We start from the raw sequence: 21,751 nt of genomic DNA, 5'->3' as shown, positions 1-21,751 counted from the left end.
TAATTATCTCTGTTGCACTCTTTTATGTCGACGTTGTTCCATTTTTCCAGGTATTTGCTGTTCCATTACAGGTACAGGTGTTACATGTAATAAAATCGCTAAATTTCCTCCAACGATAGAAAAGAAAAACAAAGCCCATATCGTCCAAAAAATTGCTTGTAACATCGTTTCTATTTGTAAAATGTACGGAAATGCAAGCACCATTAAAAAGAACGCAAAAATGATTCGAACGACAGAATATATTTTCATAAAAATTTCCCTCCTACATCTATCTATCACATACTATATGCACGCGATTTTTAAATATGAAGGACATTTAACTTTAATAAGCAAATACTTGTAAATAAACATCTAGAAACAAATCCCCTTTAAAAAAGGTCATTAATGCTCCTATAACAATATAAGGACCGAATGGAATAGCTTCATTTTTCTTTATTTTCTTTTGGAGAAGATAGATCACACTTAATGTGCCTCCGATAAATACAGCGATAAAGAATGTGACGAGTACGTATTTCCAGCCTAATATAAATCCTAAAACCCCGAATAATTTCATATCGCCTGCACCCATTCCCCCTTGACTTAATAAAATAATGAATGCGATTAAACTATAACCAATGAAGGCACCGAAAATAGCCATCAAAAATGAATCAGGAAACATAAATATATGGATGAACATAAATAAAGATAGGAAAAATAATAAAATTTTATTTGGGATGACCATGTATGTAACATCAGAAACGAAAACAATCATTAACATACTAATGAGTAGCAAAGCGATGATTAGTTCCACAGAATATCCGAACATGATAAAACTATAACTAAATAAAGCTGCCGTCACACATTCCGTTAGTACATAAGTGATAGGGATTGTCGTTTTGCAATAAGGACATTTTCTCCCTTGTAATAAGTAGGATAAAATCGGAATTAAATGTAACCATTTTAATGTACCATTACAATGTGGGCAAGCGGAACGGCCTTGTAAGAATGATCTATTCATCGGTACCCGCAAACCGACTACATTAAAAAATGAACCAAATACTGCACCTAATAGGAAAAACAACATTATTTCCATCTATGTCACCACCTATATTTTTTATATTACGTCATATTATAAATACAATTTCACAGATGTATAGGAATAAATACGTAAATATACAAATTTGATTTTCTCGAAATAAATAGTGTGTATAATGTTGTTTTTGCATAGTATTTTGTATCATACGTCAACAAAAAACGTTAGGAGCAAAACATGTATATCACAAGTTTTGCTCCTAACGTTTTTAATTTTCATTTTAAACCTATAGTGTAATGCTTTCCCCTGCTTTTAATGCGAAGCCTTCGCTATTAGTTAGCTTGGCAACAAACGCATCAGGATCCTGCTCAATTACTGGAAATGTATTGTAATGAACGGGAACAACTTTTTTCGCATTGATCCACTCTGCCGCAAGAAGTGCATCCTCTGGTCCCATCGTAAAATTATCTCCGATTGGAACGAATGCGACATCAATATCATTTCTTTCACCGATTAATTTTAAATCAGAAAATAATGCCGTATCGCCGACATGATAAACAGTTTTATCACCTATCGTTAAAATAATGCCCGCTGGCATACCTGTATAAATAAATGTGCCATCTTCTTCCTCGTATGAAGAGCTATGGAATGCTTGTGTAAATTTCACACGTCCAAAATCAAAGTCAAATGCACCACCTATATTCATGCCATGCGCTTGTAATCCTTTTTGTGTTGCATATACAGCGAGCTCATTTATCGCAACGATTTGTGCGCCTGTACGCTCTGCAATCGCAAATGCATCTCCAACATGATCATTATGTCCATGAGTTAGTAAAATGACATCAGCTTCGACCGTGTTTGGATCTAAGTCACTTAAACTGTTGCCTGTAATGAAAGGATCCATTAAAATACGATGCGTGTCTGTTTCAATACTTATTGCTGAATGTCCATGATACGTAATTTTCATTGATTATCTCTCCTTACATCCATTTACTTCCTAGTGTATCATATATAAAGCGATTACATAAAGAAAGAAATATATTTAGTTTCTAGATATTTAAGCTATTTACAGACGTTTTGGACAAATGTAAAAAAAGGTCACATTTATCTTCCCCGATAAACATGACCATATTTTAACTTTTAACTGTACTTTTATGAATGTATATCATCCTCTTTTGTACGATGAATCGTACCAAACGGATGTTCAGGAGGAGCATATATAGAATATAATTTTAAAGGTGTTTTCCCGATATTAGTAATATTATGCCACATACCTGCTGGCACCATAATGGCTGAATCTGATTCTACTCTGTGTTCTACATTAAGTTCATTAGAGTTGTGCCCCATTTGAACGAGTCCTCTTCCTTTTTCTACTCTCAAAAATTGATCTGTATCGTCATGACGTTCAAGTCCTACATCCTCCCCAACTTTTATACTCATAAGGGTCACTTGTAAGTATTTCCCAGTCCATAAAGCTCTACGGAAATAATTATTACGTTCTGTATCAGCCTCTATGTCAGTTACAAATGGCTCATTACCATGATCAACCGTAACTTCCTCAGGTGTCAAACAACTACCTGGTACAAATTTTCTTCCACAATTCGAACATTCGACCGTTGAACTTCTAGTTTCATTCATAGGCTTTTCTCCTTTACATACATACTATAATGACATCTTATGTATCGTATAAAGGAGTGTGCTATTTTTATATGACAAAACAACTTGGGATTTCTTTTTTGTAGGAAAGGTAATTGGGATTAATGGTTGGATTCTTGCAACTTTGGGTCGAATTCTTGCAACTTCGGGTCGCATTCTTGCAACTTCGGCCCGCATTCTTGCAACTTCGGCCCGTATTCTTGCAACTTCGAGTTGGATTCTTGCAACTTCGGCCCGTATTCTTGCAACTTCGGGTTGGATTCTTGCAACTTCGGCCCGTATTCTTGCAACTTCAGCCCGCATTCTTGCAACTTCAGATCGCATTCTTGCAACTTCGGATCGTATTCTTGCAACTTTGGGTCAGATTCTTGTAACTTTGAGTCGTATTCTTGCAACTTTGACATCCATTCTTGCAACTTCGACTCACTATATCTATTCTTATCCTACATTAGAATTTCACTCTTCTGTTATAAGATATGGTAGTCGGATTTTATCGAGACAGGAATCATTTTTAATCCTACGCTTAAAGCTATTTAGACCCTCGGCGAACCAAGAAAGTTTTTTCAAATGCATAAAAAAGCAATTACTAATGAAGCAACATAAACATTCATTAATAATTGCGATTATTCTCAAAAATATAACTTAATAACAAGTAAACTATGGACTTTCAAGTTTCATTAAACGAGTAATGATTTAGGATCAACAAAGTCGTAGTTTAATGCTGATGCTACTCCTTCATTTGTCACTTTTCCTTGAACTGTATTTATTCCTTTTAATAAAACTTCATTTTCTAACGCTGCTTTTTTATACCCTTTGTTTGCAATCTGTAAAATATATGGAACAGTTGCATTTGTTAAACCGATTGTTGCTGTTTGTGGAACTGCTCCCGGCATATTTGGCACAGCATAATGAAGCACGCCATGCTTTACAAAAATCGGTTCATCATGTGTCGTAGTACGTTCACTCGTCGCAAAATTTCCACCTTGGTCAATGGCAACATCTACAATTACAGATCCTTCTCCCATAGATTGTACCATCTCTTCTGTTACAAGTACTGGCGCTTTTGCACCTGGAATTAACACGGAACCGATTGCTAAATCAGACTCACGAATCGCCTCAGCAATTTCCATTGGGTTTGACATAAGGACATTCACTGAATTTCCGAAATAATCATTCAATTCTTTCAATCTTGCAGGGTTTAAATCAAAAATTGTCACAGTTGCACCTAAACCTACTGCTAATTTTGCTGCATTCGTTCCAACGACCCCTCCACCGATGATCGTTACTTTTCCACGTTTTACACCAGAAATACCAGCTAATAAAACACCTTTACCGCCTTTTGTTTTCTCTAAATATTGCGCACCAATTTGTGTCGCCATATATCCTGCCACTTCACTCATTGGTGTTAAAAGTGGTAGAGAACGGTTTGGTAATTGTACTGTTTCATATGCAATACCTGTCACATTTTTCTCTACTAATTGTTTCGTCAATGCTGGTTGAGATGCTAAATGTAAATATGTAAAAATAATTTGATCTTCTTTTAAATAAGCATACTCTTCCTCTAATGGTTCTTTTACTTTTAAAATTAATTCATGTGCCCAAGCTTCTTTCGCTGTTGCTACGATTGTCGCTCCCGCTTCTTTATAAGCCTCATCTGTAAAACTAGATCCTTCTCCTGCACCAGCTTGTACAAAGACTTCATGTCCTGCATTCGTTAATGTTAACACTCCACTTGGCGCTAATGCTACACGATTTTCATTGTTTAATATTTCAGTAGGTATTCCAATTCTCACAATTCTGCACCTCTTTTTAATTTTTAAAGATGAAACAATATTAATTTTAACAAATATTATGCAAAAATGCATTATTTTTTCATTATATTTTGTTTATTCTTTTTTCTTCATCTATTTTTTCAAATTTCACATAATATTCATGTAAACCTTTTCCATTTTATCATTATTTCATGTTATAATAGGACTTAGATAGGAATTGACTATTTAGGGAGGAATTTGAAATGGCAGAGAAGTACAAAAAAATCATTATCGCAGTAGACGGTTCAAAAGCATCTGAAAAAGCATTTAACAAAGCAGTAGACGTAGCAAAAGAAAACGGTGCAACTTTAGTATTAGCACATGTCGTTGATTCACGTACATTCGCAACAGCTGAAGCATATGATCGTTCATTATCTGAGCGTGCTCAAAAATATGCAGAAGACTTATTAAATGAATATGTACAAAACGCTAAAGACGCAGGATTAGAAGATGTAGACTTAGTCATCAAATACGGTTCACCTAAAGTCGCAATTTCTAAAGAGATTGCAGTTGAAAACGAAGCTGATTTAATCGTCGTTGGTGCGACAGGATTAAACGCAGTAGAAAGATTCCTAATCGGAAGTGTATCAGAAGCAGTAGCAAGATACTCTAAATGTGACGTATTAATTGTCCGCTAAATGAAAATGAAAAAAAGAGGCAGAGATGATGTATACATCGTTTCTGCCTCTTCCTTATTTATGTAATTCATGTACAATATGAGAAAGTTCTTGTAAAATAATTTTTTCCATCGCCAATTTTACTGCACCTGATGAACCAGGCATGGCAAAAATAACTTTCTCCCCTACAGTTCCCGCAATTGCTCGTGACATAATCGCCCTAGCGCCAATATCTTCTAAATAACTAATCATTCTAAAAATTTCACCGAAACCTTGAATTTCTTTTTCAATGATAGATTGTACGACTTCAATTGTCACATCACGTTTGCTAATACCAGTTCCACCAGTTAATAAAATGGCATCAATTGTGTTATTTTTTAACTGTGTTTCAATTGCTTCCTTAATTAATGTCTCTTCATCTTTAATAATTTGATGGTCGACACAAACGTGATGATTGTCTTCTAAATATTGACGAATTAATTTCCCACTTTTATCCGTTTCTACCGTTCTAGTATCACTAATTGTCGCCACAAAACAGCGAACAGATTTTTCTTCTACTTCATGCATGATGATCACGCTCCTCTTTAATCAACATAATGAAAATATTTTAAAGAGTCAAGCCTTCCGTCATCATTGCTCGGATTAATAAGGGCCCACGGCGTCCCTAATTTTGGAAGTAAATATTGATCCACTCCATAATGACCTGCAACTTTCCATCCTAAAATGAGTAAAATAGAGACGATAAACATAAATGGATTGATACTAACGGCTCCGGCTAATAAAAATGAAATATTCATAAATGCACCAAAAAACGCCGCAATCCCAGTTAACATCCCAATGATTAAACCAACACCAACGAACACTTCTCCCCAAGCAACTATAAATGAGAAAAAGGTAGCGTTCGGCAACACCACTTTTTCCGAAAATAGTGCATACCAACTTGGCACTTCGTCTATTGACGCTTTTTCTAATGTAGCACTAATAAAACCCGTTAATGCGGTACCCGATTCCGCACCAACCCACATCTCATTCGTTACTTTACTTATACCGGCTCTTAGCCAAGTCACTCCTAAATAAATTCGGAAAATAAGCCAAATCGGTGCAGATGCACTATTGGAAAATAACCAACTCGCAATAGGATTATCGTCCATTAAAACCTCTTTCCCATTATAAATACGTTTCACATTTCTCTCCTCCAATGATTTTAGGTAATTACAACTACTATATACGTGAGTATATTTTACCATATACATTGAAATAGTGTAAAAGATTTCTAACATGAATGAATCCATTTTACATGGAATGAAAAGCATGTTTATGTTAATGGATAAAATGTGTAGAAACTACTGTTAAATAATAAATGTCCACAAAAAAGAAAACCTTGACTAGCATGATGCCAACCAAGGTTTTAATGTATTTACAACTATTATTTAAAATATACACATCTCTTAAACGACTCCGCATCGTTTGATGCATTTACATCCTATAAATCAAAGCAATAATTTGTGTCAACCAATACTAACGCATCATTTTCAAATAATTAATTTACTGCAATTCCTGAAAATTCATACGTATCTCTTGCAATCATTACTTCTTCATCTGTAGGTATAATAAATACTTTGACAGGTGAGTGTGAATAACTTAATTCAGCTTGCTTACGGCAACCAGCATTTAATTTAGGATCCCAATACACACCCATGAACTCTAAACCAGTTAAGATTTTTTCACGAACGATCTCACTGTTCTCTCCCACACCAGCTGTAAATATAATAGCATCCACTCCGGACATGCGTGCAGCATATGAACCAATATATTGGTGAATACGCGCCGCAAAAATTTCTAAAGCTAAAGTTGCACGCTCATCTCCTCTTTCTGCTGCCGCTTCAATATCACGTAAATCATTAGAGATACCGGACAATGCTAATAGCCCACTTTTCTTATTTAAAACGTTTACAACTTCTGAAGCGTCCATGCCTGTTTTTTCTTTAATATACGGAATAATGGCTGGGTCGATATCTCCAGACCTCGTTCCCATCGTTACCCCTGCCAAAGGAGTGAATCCCATGGATGTATCAATGGATTTACCTTTTTCTACCGCTGTAATACTAGCCCCATTACCTAAATGACAAGTAATTAAACGTAAATCTTCCAATGGGCGTCCAATAAGCTCTGCCGCTTTTTCAGCAACATATTTATGGGATGTACCGTGGAAGCCATATTTACGGATACCATATTTTTCATAATACTCATACGGCAAGCTATAAATATAAGATTTCTCTGGCATCGTTTGGTGGAATGCAGTGTCAAAAACTGCCACCATTGGTACATTTGGTAGCGCTTCCGAAAAAGCGCGAATACCAGTCAAGTTAGGCGGATTATGTAACGGCGCTAACTCTGATACTCCTTCAATAATGTCAATAACTTCATCTGTTATTTTTACTGATTTACTGAAATGTTCCCCACCGTGTACGACACGATGGCCAACAGCAATAATTTCATCTAATGATTCAATGACACGAGAGGCTAATAATTCTTTTAATAATAACTCCACCGCTTCCCCATGGTCATGCATATCTTGTTTGAATACTTCTTCTGTTTCGTTATATTCTAAAGTGAATTCTGAACCATCAAAACCAATACGTTCCATTAACCCTTTCGCTAAAACCGTTTCCTCTGGCATTTCAAATAATTGGAATTTCAAAGATGAGCTTCCTGCATTAATCGCTAACACTTTCCCCATAATAAGATTCCTCCTCATAATTATACCTACATGAACGATAATTTCTTTGGCAAGACACTACATATTCTCTTCAAACCAGTTGTTTATTTGCACAAGCATATTTTCCATCTTCGGTCCATCTTGGAATGACGGTAACATCGCTAATAATGGTTGTTTAACCTCTTTCGTTTCCGGACCTTTTTTCTGTAAAATAAAAATACTCTTTTTCTGTTCTTTCCCTTTAAATAACGTATCAGACAATTGTAACAGTCCAATAATATGTGCATGCTTTTTCATAAACGCATGCAACTTGTCTGCTTGCTCACTTTGAAACAGTGATTCCGGAATAATGAAAATTAAATAACCTCCCTCTTTTGTATACATAAAGCTCTGCTCCATAATTAAATGGTGTGCATAACTATGTCCTTCATCAGCTTTCAACTCAAAATCATTTGCACGAATGTCGTCTGGATAATATCCTACAGGTAAATCAGCTACAACAAGATCAACTGGATCTAATAAAAATGGACGCATACTATCTTGGTGGAAAAACTCAACCTCTTTTTGCTGTAAATTCGCATGTAATAAAGCCAACTTTAATAATGTTGGATCAATTTCATTTCCATATGCTTTCGTATTATTTTTTAATTGCTCTAAAACGATAAGCAATAAATTCGCCGTGCCACTAACAGGATCAAATAGACGTACGTCTTTCATATCCTTCGTTAATTTTTCAGCTAAATAGCCGATAAACATAGCAATTGTCTCAGGTGTCATTAAATGTTGAGGTTGTGTTGCCTCTTTCATTCCCTTTAAAATAGCTAACTGAACTGCTTTTCTAATCGTTGTTTTGTCCAATTGTTCCACATTTATATCGGTTAACGACGTGTCGACGATTTGTTGTCCTTTATCCCCCAACGGTTCATCCGTTATTTCAAAAAACATTGCCTCAAGACTACGCGTTAAACTATCTAAATATGTTTCACTCTCCTCTTGTTGTATAACAGATGTTGTTTTGTCAATAATATTAAATAATTGTACAACGTCTTTTTCTTCCATCTTACTGCCTCCCGCAAATTAGGCGACACTCATCTTTTATATAACACATCTAAATTACTTTATATTTTAACAAATATTAGCTAAAAAGTAATCGAAATCTGACAATTTGTATGAGTTGCCTATTTTCTTGTGTCACGTGTATTATTTTCGTGTTTTCCCGCGTATTTCACACAATTAAAAACGAGCAAATATATGCAAAAGAGAATGTACTAATAATTTTTGATTCCCTTTTACATATTGCTCGCTATTCTCATGATCATTTTTAAATTTAAGCGTTTCTCGCTGCTTCTAATGCCGCATCATAATTCGGATGATCTGTAACTTCAGGTACATATTCGACATAAACGACTTGATCATTTGCATCTACGACGAATACTGCCCTTGCTAAAAGTCTTAATTCTTTTATAAGTACACCATACTTTTTCCCGAAACTAGCTTCACGATGATCGGAAAGCACATCTATATTTTCAATTCCTTCCGCACCACACCAACGTGCTTGTGCAAACGGTAAATCCATACTAATTGTTAACACTTGTACATCATCTAATTTGTCTGCTTCTTCATTAAAACGTTTCGTCTGTAATTGACATACACCGGTATCTAATGAAGGAACTACACTAATTATTTTTACTTTTCCACTGTAATCGTCTAATGTTTTTTCCTCTAAAGCATTATTTAGGACAGTGAAATTCGGTGCGTCATTGCCTACGATTACCTCTGTCCCTAATAGTGTGACAGGATTATCTTTAAACGTAATTGTTGTCAATTTAATACACCCTTTCATTTTATGTATATATTCATTATGAATAACGAACGCTAGATTGTCCACTATTTTATTTTAAAAAAGGGAAATCTTTTCTCCTACATTCACCTATTTATGTTCTTATCATACAAATAGAGTGATGAATGTGAAAGGAGAATGGATGTTGAAAGAGAAAAACAACCGAAAAAATGAGCAAATGGAAAAGTTTACTCATCATAATACAGGTGATGAGAAAAAATTAACGAGTGATACTGGAACAAACATATCAAATAATCGTTGGTCCTTACGTGCAGGAAGGCGTGGGCCAACTTTATTACAAGATTTACATTTTTATCGAAAACAGTCACATTTTAATAGGGAAAGGATTCCGGAAAAGGTAGTTCACGCACGTGGAGATGGTGTTTATGGTGAGTTTGAATGTTATCGCTCATTGTCCAACTTAACGACAGCACATTTTTTACAAGAAGTAGGGAGAAAAACACCTGTATTTGTCCGTTTTTCTAATTTTATCGGAAGTAAAGGATCCAAAGATACGGCTATTGATATTCGTGGTTTTGCGACGAAATTTTATACCGAAGAAGGAAATTATGACATGTTAGCTTTATCTTTTGCCGTATTTTCGATTTTAGATGCAATGAAATTCGCTGATTTTGTGCATGCCGTAAAACCGAATCCACAAACAGATGTCCCACAAGCAACCGTTGCTCATGATAATGCCTGGGATTATATAAGTAATAATGAAGAAATCGCTCATTTTGTTATGTGGTTAATGTCAGATCGTGGTCGTCCTAGAAGTTGGCGCATGATGGAAGGTTGGCCGATTAATACATTTCGTTTTATTAATAGTAGTGGTGCTTCTACGTTCGTCCGCTTCGTTTGGAAGCCATTATTAGGAGTGCATTCCCTTTTATTAGATGAGGCAAATATTATTGGTGGTGTCGATCCCGATTATCATCGTCGTGATCTACATGAGGCAATCGAACGTGGTGCTTATCCTCAGTATGAGTTAGGCATTCAATTAATTGAAGAGGAAGATCAATTCAATTATGACTTTGACATATTAGATGATACGAAATTTTGGCCAGAGGAGATTATTCCTGTTGAAATTATTGGAAAAATGACGCTAAACAGGCTCGTCGATAACCATTTTGCCGAAGAAGAACAAGTTTCCTTTGATCCCGGCACCCTTATCCCAGGAATTGATGTCACGAATGATCCTGTCTTACAAGGTAGGACATTTGCTTATCGGGATACCGATTATCATCGTTTAGGAACAGGGAATATAAATGATATTCCAATTAACCGGCCAATCAATGATGTCCATTACAATCAAAGAGATAGTTATTCTAGATATCGTATTGATGCCGATTCAGTGAACTATAAAGAAAATATGTTAGCAGACAATACGCCACTGGAGACACCTGTAGAAGAAGGTGGATATGGTACGTATCCTGAAGAAGTGATGGGTGAAGTTACACGTGAAATACCGAGTGATTTATTTAATGATTTTTATTCGCAAGCACGTCTCTTTTGGAATAGTATGTCACCAATAGAAAAAAGCAATATTATTGATACATTTATTTTTCATTTAGGATATGTAAAAAGTAAAGAAGTCCGGCAAAATGTCGTCGATATGTTTGCCCATGTCGATGAGGAGATGTCGGCAATTATCGCGGCACACATCGGCGTACAAAAGTCTACGAATCAACAAGTAAATGTCTCTGAAAGTTCTCCAGTATTAAGTTTGGCAAATACTACCTATCTACCGAATACACAACGGGTTGCTGTTTTAGCAGCAGAAGGCTTTTCAGGAAAAGAAGTCGCAAAGACAATTCAAGTATTAGAAAAACATGGTGTGTTCGTTGATTTTATCGGAAATTCTCTTGGAACAGTGCAAGGTACAGACAATGTGGAAATTGTTACGAATAAACTTTTCCAGTCAACATATCCCGTCCTATATGATGCGTTATACATTATCGGTGGCGAAAAACTGACACCGATTGTCTCACGAGAAATGAATGCATATTTTACTGCGATGTTTAAGCAATACAAACCAATTGGTATTGCAACTAGTGCCGAAAAGTTTCTTGATGTACCAGCCAATGCATCTGGTGTTATTATTGCTTCGGATGAAGAGGATTTTGCACAGGCTTTTGTCGAAGCAATTGCTATGCAACGATTTTGGAATAGATCTGTATAATGACAGAATGATGCATTTTATAGTTGAATACGTGAAAATAAATTTAGCATTATGGTTGTTATGCTTCATAAAGAGATTTTTTAAAAAGTCATTTAAAATTAGAAAGAGACTAAGATAAAAGTTACCCTTTCATCTTAGCCTCTTCGTTTTTTTATTTAGTTATGATTGATTTCCACCTAATTGTTGTTGCGCCATATGAACGAGACGTTTAGTGATTTCACCACCTACAGACCCGTTAGCTCTTGATGTCGTATCTGGACCAAGTTGAACACCAAATTCCTGCGCAATCTCAGTTTTCATTTGGTCAATCGCTTGTTGTGCTCCTGGCACGACTAACTGATTCGAATTGTTTCTGCTTGGCATGTCCTTCACCTCCTTGGTTATGTTTATGTTGCTCACCAACGGAGGTATTGATACATTTCAATTATTGGAAATTCATCCAAATGTCACTAATTATAATAAATCCGAAAAATCATCCTCTTCAATCGCCTTCGCATCAACGGTTACAACTTCGATTCCAGCCATTGCCTTATCAATAAATGATGTGAAGTCTGCTCCCTCTTCTAATTGCAACACTTTTTCACGCTTTGGATTCGTACTTGGTGCTTTCGGTACAAATATCGTACAACAATCTTCATATGGTAAAATGGATAAATCGTACGTACCAATTTTTCGTGAATATGTGATGATTTCTTCTTTATCCATCGCCACGAGCGGGCGTAATACAGGAATATTCGTCACTTCATTAATGGTATTCATACTAGCCAACGTTTGACTTGCCACTTGTCCTAAACTTTCACCAGTTGTTACCGCTAAAATATGATTGTTTTGACAAATTTTTTCACTAATTTGGAGCATAATACGACGCATCACCGTCATACCGTAGCGCTCTGGTATCTGTTTAAAAATTTCTTGTTGTAATTCCGTAAATGGAACTAAATGCACTTTAATCGAACCACCATATTCGGTTAAAATTTTTGCCAAATCTAACACTTTTTGTTTCGCGCGTTCACTTGTAAATGGTGGAGAATGAAAATGAACCGCTTCGATTTCAAGGCCACGTTTCATCATTAAATATCCTGCAACAGGTGAATCGATCCCACCTGATAAAAGTAATAACGATTTACCACTTGAACCTACTGGTAATCCACCAGCACCTTTTACAACTGTAGAAGTAATGTATGTTGCTTTTTCGCGAATTTCAACACGTATTTCAACATCTGGTTCATGTACATTTACCGTATACCCTTCACTATGACGTAATAAATGTCCCCCTAAAATTTGATTCATCTCTTGTGAACGAATCGGGAAATTTTTATTCGCACGTCGAACAGCAACTTTAAACGTTTTTGCATTTTTGCTACTTAATAATGCATGTAATGCCGCTTCTTTAATTGCCTCTTCTTCATTATTTACTTTAATCGCTAAACTTAAACTATAAATCCCAAACACTTTTTGTAATCTTTCCATAATCGGCGTCGGATCTGCTCCATGAAGTTCTACAAATAAACGCCCTAATGAACGTTTTACTTTTACTTGTTCGTATTCATATAAAGCTTCTCGAATATTTTGTTGCAAACGGACGATAAATTGCTTAATATTTTTACCTTTTAATGCTAATTCACCGTAACGGATTAAAATGTGATCATATTCCATTATTATCTACCCCAATATCCCTTTTAATTGTGTAACTGTCGAATGTAATACAGTTAAAAACTGTGTCACTTCCGCTTCTGTCGTATGATAACTTGTACTTAGACGAATGCCTGAAGTTGCAATCTCTTCGCTCTTTCCACATGCTTCTAAGACACGACTTTTATCTTCTTGCTTCGATGAACATGCTGATTTTGTCGATAAAATAATCCCTTCTTCATATAATGCATGGATCAATACTTCTGGTTTAATACCCGGCACCGAAAAATGAACGATATGTGGTGCACCTTCCGCTGTTGAATTGACATATATATGTGCCATTTCAGCTAAACCTTCTAATAATTGTTTTTGAATAGAATGTAAATGTTCACTCTTTTTTGCCTCACATTCTAAAATAAGACGTAATGCTCGAACGAAAGCGACATTGCCTGCCACATTTTCTGTTCCCGAACGAAGTCCATGTTCTTGTCCACCACCATGAAACAATGGAAACAGCGTGACACCGTCTCGTACGTATAATAAACCAGTTCCTTTTAAGCCATTTATTTTATGTCCAGAAAAGGTACACAAATCTACATTTGCACGTTTTATATGAACAGGTATCTTCCCTAACGCTTGCACTGCATCGACGTGAAAAAATATTTTTTTATGGGCACGTACTATTTCGCCAATTTCTTCCATCGGTTGAATTGCCCCAATTTCATTGTTTACATGCATGATGGATACTAAAATCGTTTCCTCTGTAATCGCAGCTTTTAATGCTTTCACATCAACGATTCCATGTTCATTTACAGGTAAAACTGTCACAGTGAAACCTAATTTTTCCAATGAAAGGCACGTATCATATACTGCAGGATGTTCTATACTAGAAGTAATAATATGTTTCCCACGTTGTTGATGTTGTAAAGCGATCCCTTTAATCGCCATATTATTTCCTTCTGTACCACCTGAAGTGAAAATAATTTCTGAAGGATTTACACCGAGCAATTGTGCTGCTTGTTCACGTGCTTTCGTTTGTAATTTTTCTACTTCTCCACCCATTTTATGAATGGAAGATGGATTTCCATAATATTTCTCATTCACTTGCATAAAACTTTGTAAAACAGTGGCATCTGGTTTTGTTGTTGCACTATTATCTAAATAAATCATTTCAACACTTCCTATATTTAATCCATTGTTAAAAGCAATAAAACGAGGTTAGGCCAACGCCCTAAGAATGATGTGAAACGTTCATCTACCATTCATCATTTACGTTGTCCAAACCTCTATTTGTCATACTGTTTGTTCTTGAATTTTTTCTATTTTCTTTAATGCACCAGGTTCTACAGCTTCAATTCCTTTCGCTGCAACCTCTAATGCTTCTTCATATTTTGCATGATGGAATAAGCTTTCGGCCTCTTCCAACACATCGGCTAAATTAACTGATTTACTGCGGTACCGGTTGGCATATTGAATAACCTTTTCCGTTAAATCAGCTTGGTCTAACATAACATTCGTATGTTCAACAACATTTTCAACCGCATCTCCCGCTTCATTTAATACATTTTTCACTTCAATCATATCTAATGGTTCGTTTTCTAATGCTGCGAGCACTCGATCGTTTTTATGTGTTGCTTCTTCTAATAAGTTCCAAATATATGTTGGAATGCCAGGTAAATTACTCGCCTTTAATGTACGATTTGTTTTAAAAATGGCGTCCGTCATTTCTTGTAATTTCTCTTTCGCTTCCATTTCATCTTTACGCAATGTTTGAATATATGATTTAAATGTTTCGTGGTCTTCTTCCATTTGTGTTAGTTGCTCAAACGCATTCTCTAACTCTGTGCGTACATTCGAATGTGCTGCACTATTTTCTTCCAGTTGTTTTTGGAATGTCGATAATTTCTCTTTCAACTGCTCGGTTTTCTTTTCTAAATTACGATAATTTTCCAAATCATCATCTTCAAAATAGTACGCTTGTTTTAATGTTTCTACTTCTTCCTTCGTTTCCTCAAACGCTGAATCAAAAGAAGTTACCGCTTTTTCATAATTCGGCATTTTACTAATAACATAATTTTTTGCTAATGCCTCTTGCTCCAATTGGTCATACATCTCTTGAATACGTTCTTCTATTTCGACCATTGTCGGTGTAACCTTTTCTACACTTTCCTTTTCTAATTCGATGACTAGATCGATGAGGCGCGCTTGATAAGCTTGAATTTCCTTGTCTAATTTTAAATGTTCGAGACGATACCCGTCCTCTTTCATTTCCTCCATACCACGGTATAATTCATCTAATTGCGAAGGCAATTCAGATTTACACTGTTTATATACTTCAGGATACTGATCCATTTCTGTTTGTAATATAGTTAAATTCTCTTTTATTTCATCTTTCATTGTAGCTGCTTTTCCGTAATTTCCTTCACTCACTTCGGCATGATATTGTTCAAACTGTTCTTCTAATTGTTGCACCATTGCTTCAAAACGTTTTACAGCTTTTACATATTGATAATGATTTTGTGTTAATTGTTTTTTATATGTATGTAAAACAGGTTCAAGCTCTTCGATTTCTTCACGCGTCTTTTCTTCTGTTTGTAATAATTGATCTAATTCTTTTAAAATATTTTCGATTTTTTCTTCAATCACTTGTAAAGATGCGTCCATTTTCACGAATTGCTCGTTCGCTTTTTTAATACGAAATTTATCTGCCGCTTGTTCTGTGTCATACAACATTTCTTCGATTTTCGCTAAATCATCTGTTAAAATTGTATCCCAATCTTTTTTCCATTGTTCAAACTGTTTTTTCGTTTCCCCTTCTAAAGTTAATTGTTTAATTTTAGAAAGTTCCTCGGCAACATTTCGCCCCATAATATCTAATTTCCACTTTTCATATAAATCCACTTTGTCATACACTTTTTTACGTAGCATTAATCCAATTATAATAAGTACAATAACGGCTAAAATGATTGCAATAATAATTTCCATGATGTACCTCCTAATCATTTTTTATAGAAGGATATATGTATAAAATAAACTTCTCTCTTCTTTATAAAAATATATCTTCATCATTCTGTATCCTCTTTCATATATAATAACATGTTTTGTTCCATTATGGCTAAAAAAACACAAAAAAATAAGATGTAAATATGAATGTCTATTTATTTCTTACATTTCCCCTTTTGAACCTTTGTAACCATTATGTTTTAATAGCGATTTTTCCTTTTAAATTATATTTCCCAATCTTTCTATTTGTTTTGTTTAAATCAATTTGACATTTATACGAATTGATACTATAATATCTTTTGTGTAAAATAATTAGGTAGCTTATGTGCACAGATGCTTGAATGCATTTTGTTCCTCTAATTAGGAGGTGTATTGCGTAACTCTCGGCTGCTGGAGCGAAGATACATGAAAACAAAATGGACAAGATCTCGTTCACGTTTCCTTATTTTATGCAATAATAAAATTAAAGGAGTCATGTCAAATGGCACGTTTTACAGGATCATTATGGAAGAAATCCCGTCGTTACGGAATTTCATTAACAGGAACTGGTAAGGAATTAAGCAAACGTCCTTTCGCACCAGGTCAACACGGAACACAACGTAAAAAAATCTCAGAATACGGTTTACAATTACAAGAAAAGCAAAAATTACGTTTCATGTATGGATTAAACGAACGTCAATACCGTACTTTATTTGACGAAGCTGGGAAAATGAAAGGTATTCACGGTGAAAACTTCATGGTTCTTTTAGAATCACGTTTAGACAACTTAGTTTACCGTTTAGGTTTTGCTCGTACTCGTCGTCAAGCACGTCAGTTAGTAAACCACGGTCACATTACAATTGATGGACGTCGTGTAGATATCCCTTCATACCGTGTGAAAACAGGTCAAACAATCGGATTACGTGAAAAAGCACGTAACTTAGACATCATTAAAGAATCTCTAGAATTAAACACTTTCGTTCCAGAGTATTTAACATTTGATGCAGACAAATTAGAAGGTACGTACACTCGTTTACCTGAACGTTCTGAATTACCAGCAGAAATTAACGAAGCATTAATCGTTGAATTCTACTCTCGTTAAGCGAAACTTAACACATTTAACATTTTTAAAAACCTTGAAAACATTGATTTCATCAGTGTTTCAAGGTTTTTTACTTTTATGGATTGTCTAACAATATGCATGGAAATGTATTCGTTCGGAACTAAGTTTGGGACGGTTATTAAAGGTGAATGATAGGAAAACAACTGTTATCTTGGTTCGTAATGGTCTAGTTTATTCTTTAAAATTAAAATTCACTAAAATTTTGTGCCATTTTGTGTTTACATCTCTTACAATAGATTCACTTTTCATCCTCCTCGTATTACGTAAAAATACGTCAAAGAGAGATATTTAGCCATAGAAAAAGACACCTACCATTGTAGATGCCTTATATTTCGAATTTTAAAAATAAACTGCCGCGGGCGTTTCATAAACTTAAACAATGTAAGCCCTACCTACTCATACATCCTTGCAACCCCTAAGTTGCGCCAGTGCGGATAAGGTTAAAAAATAATTCATTTCAAACATATTCGACTACTTAATTAGTATAACATACTAGAATGAAAATAGATATAGCATCTTATTCAGAGTCTTCTTTAACTGACTTTATATTCTTAATATCTATCCTACTGTAACTAGGATTTCCAATAGCAATCAATCATACAAAGTAATAATTCCTCCACCATTAAGGCTTACGCTACAAAGGAGGAGGACAACAGCATGTATACAGTAAAAAATTTAGAACTCATTTATTATGATTCAATCCTACCTCTCTTTACTCATCCGTTATTTTTCGATTGATAAAACGAATAAATTCTTTATAATCTTCCTTTTCAATCTTAAATTCATCACCTTGTTCCCCCGAATAATTCCCGTGTACATAATATTCATATCCATTCTCTTCCCACACTCGATAAGAAGGAGCATTTCTTGTACCTAATGTCGACATGCTTAATGTGAAAGTATAGTCCTCATAGCCATATGTAATATATAATTCACTACCGAGAGACGGTTTATCGTGTTCAAAAGAATTGACGATTTGCATACTTATTTTTTTAATCTCAAAATTAGTATGTTGCAAATCTAAAAAGGACTGATCTTCCATATCTAATTGAAATAAATAATCAAAAAATGCATAACCTTTTACATAATCTAAATGGAGCCTTTTTTGCATGTCTAGATCAAAGATAGCTTGAAAACTATCTGATTCTTCTATGTCATCAAATACATATAAAAATTCATCATCATATTCATTGTCTGTACCAAGAAACGTTATTTGGCCATTTCGTTCTTGAATATAACCTTCCAAACTGTCCAGTGCGAAATATCGACCTTTTCCCTCAAGAAACTTCTTGTTATTCGCATCTTCATGATTTACGTACAAACTTATTCTTGAAGGGATGGTCAATCCTTTCTCTTTTTTTTCATGATAAGTGTTATACTTATATTCTAGATTTAACTCATCATTTTCTACTTCATAAGAAATAGACATTCGTTCTAAATGTCCAACATCTGTTGGAAAATATACGTTATTTAATCGATACATCATATCTTGAAAAATATCTACTTCTGTTATAACTTCTTCCCTTTTAGAATCAGATTCAACAATTAATGGTTTATCTTTGTCGGAACAAGCCGATACGAAAAGTAACATACATATAATAGCGGGCAGACGAATTGGAAATTTATGCATAAGATCCTCCTTTCTTTTTTTGTGAAATATTAATAGTATCGTATCATATAATAAAATAAAAAGACCAATGTAATTATGGAATATGATTCTTATAATAACTATTATCGTTCTATGTATTTTTGGGAGATTACCTTTTGTAACAACATGTACAATATATTGTTGCTTTTTTCATAGTTATATGTAGACAAAGAAAAGCCCCTTAAAGTTAGCATATCATTCTAACTTTAAGGGGACGTTTTAACACTTACATTGCATCATAATTCATGTCAATTTGTTTTGTTTTATCATCATAAATTGTTTTATCATGATTGTTCGTAATTTTTGACGTTAAAATACCTGCCGTCATTCCTCCACTAATATTTAATGCTGTACGAGCCATATCGATAATCGGCTCGATGGAAATTAATAACCCTACAATCGCAATCGGTAAATTTAATGTAGATAGAACAATTAAAGAAGCAAATGTCGCTCCTCCGCCCACTCCAGCAACACCAAACGAACCAATGGCAACAACGATTAATAACATCGCAATAAAGGATGGAGTAAATGGATCAATACCAACTGTCGGCGCAACCATGACCGCTAACATCGCTGGATAAATACCAGCACATCCATTTTGACCAATTGTTACACTAAATGCTCCTGCAACATCTGCCACTCCGTTTGAGACACCGAGGCCTCTTTTTTGTGTTTCAATATTTAATGGCAATGCACCTGCACTTGAACGAGAAGAAAATCCAAATATTAATACAGGCAGTGCTTTTTTCACATACGTAAATGGATTTAATCCCGCAAAACGAATTAGTAGCATATGCACGATAAACATAATAAGAATAGCAACATATGAAGCGATAATAAATTTACCTAAATCAATAAATGTCGCAATATCGCTCGTCGCTGCTTTATTTAGCATTAACGCTAATATACCGTACGGTGTTAAACGTAAAATAAGTGTTACAACACGCATAATAATCGTAAATATTACTTCTACCCCTGTTGCAAACTTTTCTGCATAATCTGGTTGTTTTCTCCGTACACCCATATAAGCTGTACCGACAATGACACTAAATATAACGACAGCAATTACTGAAGTGGAACGTTCCTGTGTAAAATCGACAAAAATATTCGCTGGAATCATATTACGAATCATCGTCGGCAATGTATCCCCTTCAATATCGGCCGCTCTTTCTTCAATGCGTTGAATTGCTTCAAACTCTTCATTACCTTCTGTAATTTCTATTCCATCTAGTTGGAATAAACTTGCTGAACCAACCCCTACTGCCGCTGAAATCATTACCGTTGCAACTAATATTCCGATAACAATTCCACTAATTTTTCCAAAGCCTTCTGTAAAAGTCGAGCTAGTGAACGCTCGTAATATAGCAATAAAGACGATCGGAATGACGAGCATCATTAATAATGATACAAATCCATCACCAACGATATTGATCCAGTCCATTGCTGTTTCAACAATCGGGGATGATGCCCCATAAATGGATTGAATGATTAATCCAAAAACAATCCCAACGACCAAAGCGAGTAATGCCCGCTTCCCAAAGGAAATATGTTTTCGTTGTAATTGAAATAACCCAAAAATAAGTACTGTAAAGATAAGTAAAATAAGTACAACTTGCAAAATATCCAAAAAAAGCCTTCCTTTCTATACCGAAAAATAAATCATTATATATGATAACGACTAAGTAATTCTTTTCCGATTAGTTTAGTATGATTTGTTTTTAATCATAGTACAGATTGAATGAAATCGCAATATATATACATCAATTTTTTTCATTTTTAACATCATACTTTCTGACGAAAAAATGCGTTTATCTTAAACTCATTTGTTTCGGATGTACCATTATTGTAACAATGCTTCATTCTCTTCTTACGTATCCTTTATTACAAGTACTAATGAATCAAAACCACCAGTATGAAGGTAGTGCCCCCATAAGTTATCTTTTTAATTTTGTTGTCCCGTAAATGATTCGCACTCTTCGAATAACGTTAGTTGATCGTTTATATCATTATCTTTTAACTGATTTCTTATATATTCCTAGATTTGATTTTTGTTTCTTCCAACTGTATCCACAAAATATCTTCTACACCAAAACTCCTATTTCCATTTTGTGGGGAGGTGATTGGATTTTATGGTTGCGTTCTTGCAACTTAGATCCGTATTCTTGCAACTTAGATCCGTATTCTTGCAACTTCGACTCGTATTCTTGCAACTTCGGTACGCATTCTTGCAACTTTGACCCGTATTCTTGCAACTTCGACTCGTATTCTTGCAACTTCGGCACGCTTTCTTGCAACTTTAACCCGTATTCTTGCAACTTTGACCCGCATTCTTGCAACTTCGACCCGCATTCTTGCAACTTCGGCACGCATTCTTGCAACTTTGGCACGTATTCTTGCAACTTCGACCCACATTCTTGCAACTTCGACCCAGATTCTTGCAACTTCGACCCGCATTCTTGCAACTTCAACACGTATTCTTGCAACTTTGACCCGCATTCTTGCAACTACCTAGTTTTCATATTTGTACTA

21 protein-coding genes and 1 pseudogene are annotated in these 21,751 nt (G+C 35.1%); 3 read left to right on the top strand and 19 right to left on the bottom strand.

The window, feature by feature from the left end:
• Positions 1-3: 3 nt before the first annotated feature.
• The 6 genes from SPD45_RS05985 to ald form a co-directional block, all read right to left on the bottom strand.
• Positions 4-249: a hypothetical protein gene (locus SPD45_RS05985; RefSeq protein WP_336266824.1), complete on the bottom strand. Its 246-nt coding sequence runs from the start codon at positions 247-249 to the stop codon at positions 4-6.
• A gap of 73 nt (positions 250-322) precedes the next feature.
• Positions 323-1,072 (bottom strand): prepilin peptidase, encoded by a 750-nt coding sequence (locus SPD45_RS05980; RefSeq protein ID WP_336266823.1) that lies wholly within the window; start codon positions 1,070-1,072, stop codon positions 323-325.
• Between the two features lie 226 nt (positions 1,073-1,298).
• The gene (locus tag SPD45_RS05975) at positions 1,299-1,979 is read right to left on the bottom strand and encodes a metal-dependent hydrolase (protein WP_336266822.1); all 681 of its coding nucleotides are present in this window, start codon (positions 1,977-1,979) and stop codon (positions 1,299-1,301) included.
• A gap of 185 nt (positions 1,980-2,164) precedes the next feature.
• Entirely contained in the window at positions 2,165-2,650 is a 486-nt protein-coding gene (locus SPD45_RS05970) for a cupin domain-containing protein (protein WP_336266821.1), read from the bottom strand.
• Between the two features lie 119 nt (positions 2,651-2,769).
• Positions 2,770-3,084: a hypothetical protein gene (locus SPD45_RS05965; RefSeq protein ID WP_336266820.1), complete on the bottom strand. Its 315-nt coding sequence runs from the start codon at positions 3,082-3,084 to the stop codon at positions 2,770-2,772.
• A gap of 261 nt (positions 3,085-3,345) precedes the next feature.
• Positions 3,346-4,461, bottom strand: a complete 1,116-nt coding sequence (gene ald, locus SPD45_RS05960; protein ID WP_336266819.1) for an alanine dehydrogenase — start codon at positions 4,459-4,461, stop codon at positions 3,346-3,348.
• A gap of 221 nt (positions 4,462-4,682) precedes the next feature.
• On the opposite strand from ald, the gene SPD45_RS05955 reads away from it, so the two are divergent.
• Positions 4,683-5,117 (top strand): universal stress protein, encoded by a 435-nt coding sequence (locus tag SPD45_RS05955; protein ID WP_336266818.1) that lies wholly within the window; start codon positions 4,683-4,685, stop codon positions 5,115-5,117.
• Between the two features lie 54 nt (positions 5,118-5,171).
• Here the strand turns inward: SPD45_RS05955 and SPD45_RS05950 are convergent, their stop codons facing one another.
• The 5 genes from SPD45_RS05950 to tpx form a co-directional block, all read right to left on the bottom strand.
• Positions 5,172-5,669: a MogA/MoaB family molybdenum cofactor biosynthesis protein gene (locus tag SPD45_RS05950; protein ID WP_442961994.1), complete on the bottom strand. Its 498-nt coding sequence runs from the start codon at positions 5,667-5,669 to the stop codon at positions 5,172-5,174.
• Positions 5,670-5,680: 11 nt separating this feature from the next.
• Positions 5,681-6,280, bottom strand: coding sequence for a DoxX family protein (locus tag SPD45_RS05945; protein ID WP_336266816.1), 600 nt, complete (start codon positions 6,278-6,280; stop codon positions 5,681-5,683).
• 356 nt (positions 6,281-6,636) lie between these two features.
• A complete protein-coding gene (locus SPD45_RS05940; protein ID WP_336266814.1) occupies positions 6,637-7,836 on the bottom strand; it encodes an acetate kinase in 1,200 nt (399 codons plus the stop codon).
• A gap of 57 nt (positions 7,837-7,893) precedes the next feature.
• The gene (locus tag SPD45_RS05935; RefSeq protein WP_336266813.1) at positions 7,894-8,874 is read right to left on the bottom strand and encodes a class I SAM-dependent methyltransferase; all 981 of its coding nucleotides are present in this window, start codon (positions 8,872-8,874) and stop codon (positions 7,894-7,896) included.
• A 268-nt stretch (positions 8,875-9,142) separates the two neighbouring features.
• Entirely contained in the window at positions 9,143-9,640 is a 498-nt protein-coding gene (gene tpx / locus SPD45_RS05930) for a thiol peroxidase (protein WP_336266812.1), read from the bottom strand.
• A 157-nt stretch (positions 9,641-9,797) separates the two neighbouring features.
• Here tpx and SPD45_RS05925 point away from each other — a divergent pair, with 157 nt between their 5' ends.
• On the top strand, positions 9,798-11,837 hold the full coding sequence (locus tag SPD45_RS05925; RefSeq protein ID WP_336266901.1) for a catalase: 2,040 nt from the start codon (positions 9,798-9,800) through the stop codon (positions 11,835-11,837).
• Positions 11,838-11,996: 159 nt separating this feature from the next.
• On the opposite strand, the gene SPD45_RS05920 is transcribed toward SPD45_RS05925, so the two are convergent.
• From SPD45_RS05920 to ezrA, 4 genes are all read right to left on the bottom strand, one after another.
• The gene (locus SPD45_RS05920) at positions 11,997-12,200 is read right to left on the bottom strand and encodes an alpha/beta-type small acid-soluble spore protein (RefSeq protein ID WP_336266811.1); all 204 of its coding nucleotides are present in this window, start codon (positions 12,198-12,200) and stop codon (positions 11,997-11,999) included.
• Between the two features lie 90 nt (positions 12,201-12,290).
• Positions 12,291-13,493: a tRNA uracil 4-sulfurtransferase ThiI gene (gene thiI / locus SPD45_RS05915; protein ID WP_336266810.1), complete on the bottom strand. Its 1,203-nt coding sequence runs from the start codon at positions 13,491-13,493 to the stop codon at positions 12,291-12,293.
• Between the two features lie 6 nt (positions 13,494-13,499).
• Positions 13,500-14,639: a cysteine desulfurase family protein gene (locus SPD45_RS05910; RefSeq protein WP_336266809.1), complete on the bottom strand. Its 1,140-nt coding sequence runs from the start codon at positions 14,637-14,639 to the stop codon at positions 13,500-13,502.
• Between the two features lie 123 nt (positions 14,640-14,762).
• Positions 14,763-16,454 carry a septation ring formation regulator EzrA gene (gene ezrA, locus SPD45_RS05905; RefSeq protein WP_336266808.1) on the bottom strand — a complete coding sequence of 564 codons (1,692 nt, stop codon included), beginning with the start codon at positions 16,452-16,454 and terminating at the stop codon, positions 14,763-14,765.
• 499 nt (positions 16,455-16,953) lie between these two features.
• On the opposite strand from ezrA, the gene rpsD reads away from it, so the two are divergent.
• On the top strand, positions 16,954-17,553 hold the full coding sequence (gene rpsD / locus SPD45_RS05900; protein WP_336266807.1) for a 30S ribosomal protein S4: 600 nt from the start codon (positions 16,954-16,956) through the stop codon (positions 17,551-17,553).
• Positions 17,554-18,286: 733 nt separating this feature from the next.
• On the opposite strand, the gene SPD45_RS05895 is transcribed toward rpsD, so the two are convergent.
• The 4 genes and pseudogenes from SPD45_RS05895 to SPD45_RS05880 all read right to left on the bottom strand — a co-directional run bounded on the left by SPD45_RS05895 (position 18,287) and on the right by SPD45_RS05880 (position 21,705).
• Positions 18,287-19,204 carry a hypothetical protein gene (locus SPD45_RS05895; RefSeq protein ID WP_336266806.1) on the bottom strand — a complete coding sequence of 306 codons (918 nt, stop codon included), beginning with the start codon at positions 19,202-19,204 and terminating at the stop codon, positions 18,287-18,289.
• Positions 19,205-19,448: 244 nt separating this feature from the next.
• On the bottom strand, positions 19,449-20,849 hold the full coding sequence (locus SPD45_RS05890; RefSeq protein WP_336266805.1) for an L-cystine transporter: 1,401 nt from the start codon (positions 20,847-20,849) through the stop codon (positions 19,449-19,451).
• Positions 20,850-21,164: 315 nt separating this feature from the next.
• A pseudogene (locus SPD45_RS05885) lies at positions 21,165-21,317 on the bottom strand (IS200/IS605 family transposase); the annotation flags it as partial.
• Entirely contained in the window at positions 21,304-21,705 is a 402-nt protein-coding gene (locus SPD45_RS05880) for a hypothetical protein (RefSeq protein WP_336266804.1), read from the bottom strand. The gene SPD45_RS05880 and the pseudogene SPD45_RS05885, both read right to left, overlap by 14 nt.
• Between the last annotated feature and the right edge of the window lie 46 nt (positions 21,706-21,751).

The sequence above is a fragment of the Pseudogracilibacillus sp. SO10305 genome, assembly GCF_037072005.1.
GTDB classification, from domain to species: Bacteria; Bacillota; Bacilli; order Bacillales; family Amphibacillaceae; genus Pseudogracilibacillus; species Pseudogracilibacillus intestinigallinarum.
The sequence above is the reverse complement of the archived record's forward strand: the minus strand, read 5'-3'. Positions and strand labels throughout refer to the sequence as shown.

What these genes read in the sequence shown, in the direction of transcription:
- SPD45_RS05935 (WP_336266813.1), bottom strand. Translation starts at nt 8,874, where the DNA reads ATGGAAGAAAAAGACGTTGTACAATTATTTAATATTATTGACAAAACA.
- SPD45_RS05985 (WP_336266824.1), bottom strand. Translation starts at nt 249, where the DNA reads ATGAAAATATATTCTGTCGTTCGAATCATTTTTGCGTTCTTTTTAATG.
- SPD45_RS05925 (WP_336266901.1), top strand. Translation starts at nt 9,798, where the DNA reads ATGTTGAAAGAGAAAAACAACCGAAAAAATGAGCAAATGGAAAAGTTT.
- thiI (WP_336266810.1), bottom strand. Translation starts at nt 13,493, where the DNA reads ATGGAATATGATCACATTTTAATCCGTTACGGTGAATTAGCATTAAAA.
- SPD45_RS05955 (WP_336266818.1), top strand. Translation starts at nt 4,683, where the DNA reads ATGGCAGAGAAGTACAAAAAAATCATTATCGCAGTAGACGGTTCAAAA.
- SPD45_RS05895 (WP_336266806.1), bottom strand. Translation starts at nt 19,204, where the DNA reads ATGCATAAATTTCCAATTCGTCTGCCCGCTATTATATGTATGTTACTT.
- SPD45_RS05975 (WP_336266822.1), bottom strand. Translation starts at nt 1,979, where the DNA reads ATGAAAATTACGTATCATGGACATTCAGCAATAAGTATTGAAACAGAC.
- SPD45_RS05920 (WP_336266811.1), bottom strand. Translation starts at nt 12,200, where the DNA reads ATGCCAAGCAGAAACAATTCGAATCAGTTAGTCGTGCCAGGAGCACAA.
- SPD45_RS05940 (WP_336266814.1), bottom strand. Translation starts at nt 7,836, where the DNA reads ATGGGGAAAGTGTTAGCGATTAATGCAGGAAGCTCATCTTTGAAATTC.
- SPD45_RS05970 (WP_336266821.1), bottom strand. Translation starts at nt 2,650, where the DNA reads ATGAATGAAACTAGAAGTTCAACGGTCGAATGTTCGAATTGTGGAAGA.
- rpsD (WP_336266807.1), top strand. Translation starts at nt 16,954, where the DNA reads ATGGCACGTTTTACAGGATCATTATGGAAGAAATCCCGTCGTTACGGA.
- ezrA (WP_336266808.1), bottom strand. Translation starts at nt 16,454, where the DNA reads ATGGAAATTATTATTGCAATCATTTTAGCCGTTATTGTACTTATTATA.
- SPD45_RS05910 (WP_336266809.1), bottom strand. Translation starts at nt 14,639, where the DNA reads ATGATTTATTTAGATAATAGTGCAACAACAAAACCAGATGCCACTGTT.
- SPD45_RS05980 (WP_336266823.1), bottom strand. Translation starts at nt 1,072, where the DNA reads ATGGAAATAATGTTGTTTTTCCTATTAGGTGCAGTATTTGGTTCATTT.